At 40.9% G+C, this 11,561-nt stretch carries 10 protein-coding genes; 8 read left to right on the top strand and 2 right to left on the bottom strand.

The window, feature by feature from the left end:
• The coding region (locus tag A3756_RS12075) for an integrase core domain-containing protein (protein ID WP_156490434.1) at positions 1-231 on the top strand (231 nt) is incomplete at its 5' end.
• Positions 182-1,033 carry a pre-peptidase C-terminal domain-containing protein gene (locus A3756_RS26100; RefSeq protein ID WP_082865228.1) on the top strand — a complete coding sequence of 284 codons (852 nt, stop codon included), beginning with the start codon at positions 182-184 and terminating at the stop codon, positions 1,031-1,033. The genes A3756_RS12075 and A3756_RS26100, both read left to right, overlap by 50 nt.
• Positions 1,034-1,104: 71 nt before the next feature.
• Here the strand turns inward: A3756_RS26100 and A3756_RS12065 are convergent, their stop codons facing one another.
• A complete protein-coding gene (locus A3756_RS12065; protein ID WP_068553573.1) occupies positions 1,105-2,637 on the bottom strand; it encodes a hypothetical protein in 1,533 nt (510 codons plus the stop codon).
• 38 nt (positions 2,638-2,675) lie between these two features.
• On the opposite strand from A3756_RS12065, the gene A3756_RS12060 reads away from it, so the two are divergent.
• A complete protein-coding gene (locus A3756_RS12060; RefSeq protein WP_068553572.1) occupies positions 2,676-5,090 on the top strand; it encodes a CHAT domain-containing protein in 2,415 nt (804 codons plus the stop codon).
• Here A3756_RS12060 and A3756_RS12055 read toward each other — a convergent pair.
• Complete coding sequence (locus A3756_RS12055; RefSeq protein WP_068515537.1) at positions 5,083-5,988, bottom strand: hypothetical protein; 906 nt, start codon at positions 5,986-5,988, stop codon at positions 5,083-5,085. The genes A3756_RS12060 and A3756_RS12055 overlap by 8 nt on opposite strands.
• Before the next feature lie 210 nt (positions 5,989-6,198).
• On the opposite strand from A3756_RS12055, the gene A3756_RS12050 reads away from it, so the two are divergent.
• The 5 genes from A3756_RS12050 to A3756_RS28690 all read left to right on the top strand — a co-directional run.
• The gene (locus tag A3756_RS12050) at positions 6,199-6,789 is read left to right on the top strand and encodes a hypothetical protein (protein ID WP_068515533.1); all 591 of its coding nucleotides are present in this window, start codon (positions 6,199-6,201) and stop codon (positions 6,787-6,789) included.
• Positions 6,790-6,812: 23 nt separating this feature from the next.
• Positions 6,813-7,874, top strand: coding sequence for a hypothetical protein (locus A3756_RS12045; protein ID WP_068506800.1), 1,062 nt, complete (start codon positions 6,813-6,815; stop codon positions 7,872-7,874).
• A 20-nt stretch (positions 7,875-7,894) separates the two neighbouring features.
• Positions 7,895-8,998 (top strand): OmpP1/FadL family transporter, encoded by a 1,104-nt coding sequence (locus A3756_RS12040; protein WP_068515529.1) that lies wholly within the window; start codon positions 7,895-7,897, stop codon positions 8,996-8,998.
• 26 nt (positions 8,999-9,024) lie between these two features.
• Entirely contained in the window at positions 9,025-10,980 is a 1,956-nt protein-coding gene (locus tag A3756_RS12035) for a caspase family protein (RefSeq protein ID WP_068512444.1), read from the top strand.
• Between the two features lie 20 nt (positions 10,981-11,000).
• Positions 11,001-11,561, top strand: a 561-nt coding sequence (locus tag A3756_RS28690) for a hypothetical protein (protein WP_231875530.1), incomplete at its 3' end; no start/stop codon positions are given.

The raw sequence follows: 11,561 nt of genomic DNA, 5'->3' as shown, positions 1-11,561 counted from the left end.
GGAAATTGCTGGGATAATGCGCCAATGGAGCGATTCTTTAGAAGCTTTAAAACAGAATGGATGCCGCGATCAGGATATGAATCGTTTATGGAAGCAGAAGCAGCTATCGATCAATACATTAATGGTTACTACAATCGTCATCGGCCTCATCATCATAATGGTGGTATGTCACCGTTATTGACTGAACAGGCTTACGAAAAAACTTATAACGGGCTGGCCAGTTTTAGTTGACCACTACAACACTTTCGAACCTAACGAGACGCACAATACTGCGAAGCTCGCAGATTTAAACAAAACCTATCTTTCAGAGCTCTTAATAGGAGGTGAAGACAAGGTCGACGTTTATCAATACTCCTTAACCAAGGGCACGATTTACAGTATCAAGAGTGTAAATTTACAAGGCTCGGGTAGTACCACTGCTGGTGGCTTACAGTTTGAAGTAATCGATGAAGATGGCTCACCTGTTGTATCAAATTATGATTTGCATCAGGATATCGCTTCAAGCGGCGAGTTCTCGGTGACTGAAACAGGTACTTATTATCTCCGAATACTATCTCAACTTGGTACGATTTATCAGAATGATTATTTCAAATATGAAGTGGCAATCTGGGAACCGAGAGAAACTTGGGATAATCCTCATTCAACTGAAAATAACATGGAACCCAATGAGACGCCACGTTTAGCTTATGCCGTTGACGTCTCTCAGCCTATAGTTAGTCAGCTTGAGATGGGTAGCCGTGATAATGTCGATAGTTACGCGGTCGCCCTTTACCCAGGTAACCAGTATCTGCTTACCGTAACGGCAACGGATGGACCGAACAGAAGTTCTGCGTCACGTTTACAGATCAAGGTGACTGACGAAGACGGTACGGTTAGCTTTGTGCCTGAATCGCCATTATCCGTTGGTGTAGAGCAACAGTTCATAATTGAAAGCCTGACGCAAACCAATGCGGTAATTGAGCTCTTTTATAACTATACGAATGGTCATTTAGAGGATTATCATGCTTATGAGTTTGAGGTAACTTTGCAATAAGATCTTCGACTGGCTCCAAATTTATTGGGGCCAGTCATATTATTAATCCGCAACAATGATTATCTAATAGTTCAATTCTGAAGAAGAGTTGTCAGGGGCGATTCTTCGTTTTGACCATTTAGGGTATGAGAACCGGTATCGTGCCTATAATCAATAATAAGTGTAGTAAGTACTTTCGTCTTATCCGCTTGTTCCTTAGTTAACCCTGAAAATAATGGAGAATAAGTTTTAAGATTGGCTTTTGTCAGAAAGTGCTTGTAAGTTTCGCCCTTTTTTAAAGGTTTGTTTAACTCGGTCTCAATCAGAAAACCATTTAGGCTGAGCTTTAATGAGTCAAGCTCAATTGAGCTATCAGACTTGTTTGTAAACTCAATGTGATCCTTGTGCAGTGAAGCTCTCAAATACGAATCTTCCTCAACATGATTGTTGGGGAGCGCGGGTTTATAGTTAATGCTGTTTATGATCAGATTAAGATAAGGCTCAAAATCGAGTTCTGATTGACTCAAAACTAATTTTGGTGGCAATTCGATTTGGTAATCCATGTCCTTTAAAAGGAACTTTGAGCTAGGACTAATTTTCCAATCTATGGTGAATTTATTGGTCAAAGAAGCTTTCTTAAATTGTAGGAAGTTGTCTACATTCAATGCATTTGTTTGCTTAATCAAAGCGATATTTTGATTGTATATTGAGTTATTCGATATCTCTCGATTCATAAGCTCTGTTTTGGCACGTTGAAGTCTTGACTGAAGTTCTCCCAGGCTATCGGCTGGTAGTAGGGACGTAATTAAGTCTTTAGTTTGAGCCAAGGGCTTAATTTCTGGGTAAAGAAAATCTTGCTCTAATTCTTGGATAGTAATTATTGGTTTGGCTAAGTAGTTCGGGTTAGGGGCTTCTTTGTTAAGCAACCCGCTGTTATCTGTTAAGACCAGCGATAGATTTTCTTTGAGATAATTACGAACCGCTGCTTTCTGATTCTTTTTGAATTCATCTACCAGATTAGTTAGTTCTTCACCGTTGCTCTTGGGGTAATCGTAGCTTGCGTTTTTACTGTTTTCTTTTATTTCGTAGTAAAGGTTACCAATGTCATCGATCATGGAGTTGTTGTCCTGTAATTGAGCCGCTTGATCAATCGCCTGCTTAAGGGCTTTGTTGTCAAATGTCGGAATTACCTGAACTGGAAAGAAGAAAACATCAATATCAGTGAAGTCTCCGTTCGCCCAAGAAATTGGGATTCCAATAGGTGCGAGAGCCCAAGAAATAGGGAATAGAATCAAGTTTCTTTCCATCGGTTTATAGGCTAGCCAATTAGAATCTATTTCTTCGCAGTTACCTGACGTGAGCCCGAAAATGCCTCTGTGGCAGCGTTTGTGTTCAGTGTGTGAAAGGGTGTGTAAAGTCAGATTGTTGAGCAGGATTTCGCCTCTGGAGTCGTTTATATTAGTGAAATACCACTTATCGCCTGTTTTAACTAGGTCCGCATATAGTTCGTATTCACCAAAGGAATCATCAGAAATGAGAGCAGGATCTAAAGTTTGAATTGGTTTATTGATTGAGCAACCGGAAAGTACTGAAAAAAATAGTAAAAAAGGTAATATGCGCGACATAGTAACTGCTGTTTAAACTAAGGAATCAAATCTGGCTCATGATAAACCAAAAAGCCTTTCTGCTTAATTCTTCATCTCCAAATTTGCGTACTAAGACTCTACTTTTAGTTCTACTGTCTATATTTTTTTATGGCTGTGCTTCTAAACCGTGGAGTCATTGTGACGACAAAAGCTGCGAGCTTGATGTAATCAAGGATATTGGATATGAGAAAGCCGAAAAAGTTGGGCATATCGATGATTTCTATGAGTTAAGAAACCTCTGCGATGATTTTTATGAACTGTATCGTTACTCTGATGCTGAGCATTGTCTGATTAGGCTAGAAACTAGAGTCGATAACTTACCCTATATGAAGCTAGGGCGTTATCACAAAGACGTGTCGGCGTTTGACAGGACAGATTATTATAGGCAGAACGCTGAAGCCTCGATTAGGTCGGCACAGCTATATCTTGATTACCACGATTGTAATAAGTCATTAGGGTATGCGACGAAAGGTCTAAATCCGTTTCAAAATTCCTATCCACCAACCATGGAAGATGAATACCGCGAGCTGCGTCGTTTAAAGGGCTTGTCTGCAGCTTGCTTGGGTAATACTAGTGCTGCTGAGCAGGAAATTGGCTATATTCGTGGTATTTCACTTGGTGTTCTGAATAGAACTGATGATGATGTAAAAAATAAGCTAGCAATCGCCGATGTTTACCAAGCGCTTGGGAAATACGGTCAAGCAGAAAACGAATTGAGACGCTCCAACGCTTGGAGCATGACCGATTTTTTGATGGTTGGAGCTAGTATTTATGCAGCGGGAGCGGCTGGGCCTAATAGTATTCCTGCTCTAGACTATCTGCAGGCTGTTAACCAGGCAACACAGTCTGGCGAATTACCAAAAGATAAAGAGATTCCACATCTGTATAAGTTAGCACGCTCTTATCTTGCAAGAGATTTCTACAACAGTTCAGTTGGTATGTATGAAAGGTTGTTTTCTAGAGATGACTTGAAGTCAAAGTTTCCTGACGTCTACTATGCAGCACTGGGAGATTATGCTTTAAGTTTACGAAATGCCGATCAGTCTGACAAAGCAAAAGAATATTTTATAAAAGCGATAGACTTTTACGAACGAAACAGAAACTTTATAAATGCCAGTTCCTCAAAGATTGGTTATATGTCAGATAAGTTTGAAGTATACAGTGCTTATATCGACTACCTTATAGAGATTGGCGATCACGGAAAAGCTTTAGAATATGCTGAGAGATCCAAGTCTCGCGCACTAGTTGATAGTCTTGCGGCTAAAGAAAAGTTTGGTTCACGTTCTTCTAAGGCTGATTCTTTAATTAATGAGATCAAGATTCTTGAGGAGAACAGTTTTAACAAGTCTGAAGACGAACGCAGTATGATCTTAAGCTTGCGTTCCGAATTGAAAGCTGAAGCGCCAGAGTTACTTTCATTGATCAGTGTGCCAAGTATTAATATCGCGGACATGCAGTCTACTGTACCTGACAATACTTCCATGTTGTTCTTCTCACAATCAGTCAAAGGTTTGAATGTCTTTGCTCTCAACAAAGATAGTGTTTACGGACATATGGTTGAGTTGGCAAATATTGACACGCTTGTCGAAGAGTATTTGGAAAAGATACGGACTAGGTCTGATGATTATCTATCAAATAGTCGCGCCTTATATGATGCACTCATCAAACCCGTAGAACCACACTTAAACGGTACCAGTCTATTAATTACACCCTATGGAAAACTGCATTACTTGCCATTTGGGTCTCTGCACGATGGGCAGAGTTTCCTAGTAGAGAAATACAGCTATTCGTTAATGCCCAATATTTCAATTATAGAGCTTTTGTCCAATAGAGTTGTTCAAAGCGAGAAGGCATTAGTAATTGGTAATCCCGCAAATGACCATGGATTTTCCTCCTTAGAAATGAGTGAGCTTGAAGCTTCAGCGATCGGTAATCTTACATACAGATCAAAAACCTTGAAAGGTGAGCAAGCAACTGAAACTGAATTCAAAAATAGCATTTCAGATTACGGAGTTATTCATTATGCAGGTCATGCCTATTTCAATGAGAATGAGCCTCTTCTCTCATCGCTTGTTATGGCTGGAGACGATAAAAATGATGGGATGTTCACTCTGTCTGAACTCTATGAGACAAATATTTCCGCTGACTTGGTTACGCTATCTGCCTGTGAGACAGGCTTAGGAGAGGTAAGATCCGGTGATGAAGTGTTTGGTTTTACTCATGGCTTATTGTTTTCAGGTGCTAATTCTGTAGTCAGTAGCTTGTGGAAAGTTCCTGATGAAGAGACAGGTTTACTCATGCTCGGCTTCTACAGTAATCTTGAATCTATGAGTAAATCAGAAGCACTACAGCAGGCCAAAGTATTTTTACTTAACGATATTAATCCACATCCGTATTATTGGTCTTCCTTTGAATATACAGGGCTTAATTAACCCTTTTTTGTTGTAGCGTTTCGCTTGCATCAAATATCAAGCCGTGTGTTTTATATGCGTGATAAATGAGTTGCTCATGCAGGCTCTTGTTTAGGTCAAGGGTATTAAGCTCTGCGAGCTCTTGATCAAGGCTTTGTTTGCATGAATTTGATATTGGAAGAATAGTGTTTTCTTCCCAATCATATCCCTTCGGTGAAAGAATAAGTATCGCTTTGCCACTGGTTAACGCTTTTTCTGCCAGCTCGATTGCATGCTCGTCGATAGTTTTGCAGAAATTCTCGGAAGCAATGTAGTGGCTAGAGGCGAATTCACCTACTAATACCTGCTTAGGGATAGAGCGATAGTTGGATGCTTTTGGCAGAACAGTAGCAAGTGTGTTTTTGGGCTTCTTGTTCTTAGTTGCTTGTAACTTACAGTTTATTGCCCAGAATTCTTTATCTAGATTGATTTGTTTAAAACATGCTGCCTTGTTTTTTGAACGAGTTGCGACGGATGCTGTGCTTCGGTAACCCGTACTCAAAAGTTTGGCAATTCGTTCCTTATCTGAAACCTGAATCAGCTTTTGTGTTTCTAGGTAATCCAAACGATGGCTTCCTTCGCTCAGCATAATCATACTTTTCGAAGACATTGAAAACAGTTTTATTTTTCCTTGCGAAATTGTGATGACAGATTGTTTGTCTAAATAGTCTCCTGATGAGACAGGTTTACAAGGGGGTCGCTGAACCGAAGTTTTGGATACACAAGCGCTATTTTGGGTGCTTAGTGAGACAACCAGATATGGGAGGTCAGGCCTACTTGGTTGTGCTAAGACAAACTGAGATGTAGAAATAAGAAAAAGAAAAAGGAACAGTGCATATAAGGTAATGCTGCCTGTTCTGATTTCAGTTTGCTTAATCATTCTACTTACCAACCTAACCTTCAATAGAAAGCCCCATTAGATCAAAGTTTTAGAGTGCTTGCATTAACTTTGTCCCCCAAGCGTCCCGTTACCCCTTTTACTACTTTCTGTAAATTTACTCCCGACTTAAGCAAATGCCAAAAGCGTTGCATGCGCTTTAACGCGTGTTATCACTTTTACGTATTCAAACCATAAATGTCGGAGGAAATTATGACAAATCTATATAAGTCAGTTGGGCTAATAATCGGTGTATCGCTAACTGCCGCATGTTCAACAGTTAATGATGTACCACAAACGCCAGCACCTCAAACAGCAGAGTGTAATTTTGACGGTACGGAAAAGGAAGCTCCAAATTGGGTGTGTACAGGGGTTATGGGTGACCTAGTTACAGGAAGGGGAAGTTATGACCGTAACAGTGCCAGCGAGAACCTCTCATTTCAAATTGCTCAGCAACGCGCTCGAGCAGATCTCGCAAGAAAACTAACTGTTGATTTAAAGGCAGCGCTAAGTGATTACGAGTCTATCACTGGATCAGGTCTGAGTGAGCGGGCAGAAAAACATGTACAGGAAATAGGGCAAAGTGAATTAAAGATGCCGCTATCGGGAAGCCGTGTTTATGCCTCGGTTACTGACCCAAATGGGGTGAAGTACGTGCTGGTGGGGATTGATGAAGAGTTGGCCAAGAAGAACAAGAAGCTCTTCATCAAATCGAGCTTTAGAGACGCTGAAGCTAAGTGGACTAAAGAAGAAGCAAAGAAAGCTTACGACGAACTAGAAAAAGTACTGAATAACGAACACTAACAACACTTAAGGATACAACGATCATGACAAACCTAATGACAACTAAAAACCTACTTGGCGCATCTATACTAGCAATTTTGACCGGTTGCGGATCAGGAAGCGATGGCGATTCAGGGCAACCAATAAACCCCGTAAACGAAGGAGGAGAAATTAACAAAAGCGACCTGCCTAAGGTCAACTTTCCAAAAATCGCTACAGGAGAAATTAATGACCAGAATGTTGAATCTGTAATTTCAGAGGTATATCAACTAAACGAGTACTGGTTAAACGAACTGAGATACAAGCTTGAGAACGTTGATCTAGAACTTGGCAATTCGGTAACAACGGCTAGCTATCCGAACGGTTCATCAGATTTAAGCGATCTTTGTGATAGAGGTGGATCGTACTTAGTAGAATTCTACAGCGTTACTTCTTTACAAGATGGAAATGGCAGCCGCGTTCACGGAGCTGGCGATTATATAGATATCGACTTTGCTCAGTGCGGAGCCGATTTTTTACATTCGGGATACTATATTTCGGGCTCGCATCGGTACGATATTTTAAGTGGTTATTTTGATGGCTATGACTACATAGCTGAAAATACCACGGTGAAAGAAACGTATGAAAATAGGGTGCTCGACTATGGAACTTACAATCTAGATGATCTTGAAAGCTTTGTTGAGTTTCAGAATGGCTCGATAACTTTTGACCTTAGAGATGCGAATACCTTGGCAATGAGTGGGCAAAGGTATGAAGAAAAACCTACCAATTTATATTTCAACGACCCTTATCAAATTAGTGATTTTGCGATTGAACTCAGACAAGAACCCGGTAGGTGGAGCTGGGATGGTACTTACTATCTCGATACTGATTCAGCGCTTAACTTTGCGTCGCTTGAACTCAATGTTTCGTATTCGGTCGATATAACAGAAGCGCTCGTCTATACCGATTATAACTCCGAATATTCAGCTGGTGTTGTTTTAGTAACAGGCCTATCAAGTCAGGTAGAGCTTACTTATTACGACACTCATATTGCTTATCGTCTTGACGAAGATGACGACGGCTTCTTCGAAACAGAGAGCATCGTTTCTTACAACGAGCTTTAAGGTAAAGGGAGTTAGCGATTATGAAGTGCATGTTCGATAAAAGAGCATTGGCTATATCTTTAGCGATCTCCGTCACTGGGGGGGCCGCATATGCGGCACCTGTTGAAATGTTACCCCTTAGCGCACGTACATTGGCGCAAGGAGGAGCTGGAGTTGCGGCAGTTAATGGAGCGACCTCTATGGCAATTAATCCAGCTGGTATGGGATTTAGTGAGTTCAACGCTAGGGATACTGGGGAATTTGTGCTTATTGGTGCTACTAGCTATGAAAATACGGGGCTTGGGTCGGACGACGATGGCGGTGTGTTTTGGGCTAAAAGGTACACAAAATGGGCTTTCGGCCTCGGTTTATATGATACTCACAACATAAGAGTGTCTTTTAAAGAGCCCAGTCAAGGAACTGAAGAAGCGGCGATTCTACAGAGTTATGATATCAGCGCAAACGTCGCTTATGCACCGTCAGACAGCGCAAAAATAGGCGGCACATTAAAAATCATATCGGTAAAAGAAAAAGATGTGAGCGATAAGGTAAGGCAAGAGACGTCGGGGTATGGATTACAGTTAGGGGCAAACTATAGATTACTTGATAAACCAATCGACTTCACATCAAGTTCTGGATATTTAGCGTGGGATGTAGGCGCAGCTTACCATTTTGAGTCGACTCATACCCCATTCGAAAACGATTTTAATCATCCCCTAAGAAACCGAGAGATTACAGCATACCCGGAATCAGTATCAGTTGGTTCGAAGATGAGTCTTGGTTGGATCTTTAGCGAAGTAAGTTTCCAACTCAATCTTAACGCAGATTTCGAAAAACTTAAGTACAGCGGGATGTCGGATTTATTGTTTCAAACTAGCGACTCTTTAGATATCGAACTTACAAAGAAAAAGCTCGGTGCTGAACTACTAATCGGTGGTGCCACTTCTTCGAACACTTTTGCGATAAGAGCTGGCATAACAGATCAAACTGGAAATTATTCTGATTTAGCGGATGAACAGCGAGCTTCGGTTGGTCTAGGTTTTGTTAGAGGTGGCTTTTCAGTTGATTTCGCTGCGCAACAGTTTTTTGGGGCTAGCGAGAACAAATTCAAGATAGGAATGCTAGAAATTGGAATCGAGTTTTAAGGTTGTTTTAGAGAAGGTATAGAAAGATGAATATGGTTAAAACGTCTGTAGTTTTTGTTGTGTTGTTTGCTATTAGCTTGAGTACTTTTGCTGCAAAGAATGACACAGCATTTGAGCTTTTTACTGACGCTGAAAGAGCTTTAGAGGAGGGAGACCTTAATGAATCTAAAAGGCTAGCAGAAAACGCGATTAATTTAGTCCCTGGTGATGGTCGTATCACTATCAATAAGCAAGCAAAATACCGATTTGCTTCATTTGGTAGAGGCTTAAAACCAGTTAGGTATTATGATGGTGATGACGTTGATTATCGACCAAACAAGTTACTGAGAAAAGTAAAGGAAAAAGCTCGGGAGCGATCAGAGAGGTTAAGAGCAACGCTGAAAAACGATAACCCGCCTCGCCTTGTAGTAGAACCAAGATTAGTTGATTCAGACTCAGACGGAATTTATTACGAAGATGAGACTCTTGAGATACAAGTGCTCATTAGAAATGAAGGAGAGGGACTAGCTGAAAACGTAAAGCTTATCATTGATGGACGTAGTTCAATGCCAAGTCTACTTTTCAAATCTTTTATCGGTGAGATCCCTCCAAACAGTGAACGGATACATTCGCAAACTATTTTATTGCCTCGAGAATACGATGACGATGAGTTAGATATTGTTGTAAAAGCTGAAGAAATGGATGGCTTTGGCGCCGATATAGCTAAATCGAGTTACCAAATCCACGAGTGGGAAGAACCCAGAATAAGAATTACAACACGGAGAACGTTTGAATCACTAAAGCCTGGGCGCACAAGTAAGTATGAATTGATTGCCGAAAATATTGGCAGCACGCCAGCACGTAATATTGCAATACATACCGAACTAGAAACGAAAGGTATACGTCTAGTCGATGAACAGTGGCCTGAAAGGATAGCCTTGTTAGCTCCAGGAGAACGGCTTCCACTCACTTTATTCTTAAGAGGTGACTTGGAGCTGGATAAGAATACTAAACCGGAATTCAGTATACATATAAAAGACCTGGGTATCGATGACGCGAAACATTCGATAAAACGGATCGCAAATTATTCCTTGCATATCGAGGAAGGTTTTAGATATCACCATTCAGGAAATGTCAAACAATATGCAGTTTCTAACATCGGTTTAGCTGAGGAGGATAAAAGACCGGCAAGGATAAGCAAGAATAGGATAGAACATACTGACAATTATGCGCTCGTTATAGGTAACAGAAACTATTCTAAAATGCCGGGGCTACCCGTTAGATATGCGTTGAAAGATGCAAAATTGATGGCTGACGTGTTTGAAAAGAACATGGGGATTCCAAGTCGAAATATCGCTCAATACCATGATGTTTCCTTAGGTGAGTTCAAAACCATAATTGGCGCGAATGGCAAGCCTGGCAAATTCCAGCGTTCAGTTAACGGGTTGAGTGAGGGAAAGGCCAATACAGTGTTCGTTTTCTATTCTGGGCATGGTGTGCCTGCAATTAATGATAAGTGGGCTGCTTACTTAATGCCTAGCGACGCGACACCCGATTCAATTGATGTATCTGGCTATCATCTTGACGAGTTTTATCGCCAGCTTTCATTAATTGATGCTGAAAATATCGTAGTGTTCCTAGACGCATGTTTTAGTGGAAATGCTCACGACGGAACCTTATATCCAAACGTAAGTGCGAGTGTATTGAGGCGACCCTTAATATCTGTACCTACGAAAAATAGTGCGATCACAGTATTTTCCGCGACACAGTCGGAAGGAGTAGCAACTTGGTATGACTATGTTGGCAATGGTCTATTTTCAAACTTTTTAGCTAAGGGCTTAACGGGAAAAGCTGACAACGATGGCGACAAAAAGGTTACGACTGATGAACTCTACAGTTATGTAGACAGGAAGGTATCGGTTGTATCCGCGGTACTTGGAAGAAACCAAGCACCTTCGATTTTTAGTGAAGGCGATGTTGAGCTTGTTAGGTACCGTTACTGAGATAAGGAGATCCAATGATAATGAAAATTGTTCGATATGTTGTAGTGATAATGGCGTTGGCTTTGAATGGTTATTTTGTGCAAGCAGGGTCTTGTCTACAAAAAGGCGTTGGTCTCATTAACATAATAGAACCTGGACTATACGAGGTGTCAGGAATAGGGGCTACACAGAAAGATGCATTTGAGGAGGCGTCAATTAATCTTAGCTATGGTCTCAACACAAAGGTAAGTTCCAAGTGCTTTGATATCGATAGCTCTAATTTTCAAGAAAATAGTATCCAGAGCTGTAAAAACAGTGTCAGAAGTCGGTCAGAGATTGGTTACACACCAATCATTTCTGTTGATAAATGCAGTGGGTTCCAGGTTGTGAGAATACGTTATGACGCAAGACCTCTGATTGATCGAATGGATTTGCTGTCGTTGGATTTAAAACATTCTGAGGAGCTATTAATTGATCAAAGAAAGCTAATTCCGTTCTCTGTATTGCTAAGAAATATAAGGAGTGGAAAGTTAAGGTTAAGGTTTGACTCAGGGAATCGTATATGGGCCATAGTGAAAGATTCTCAAACAATGTGGTTGACC

The organism is Oleiphilus sp. HI0086, from assembly GCF_001635225.1.
This window is presented reverse-complemented; position numbering and strand designations above follow the sequence as displayed.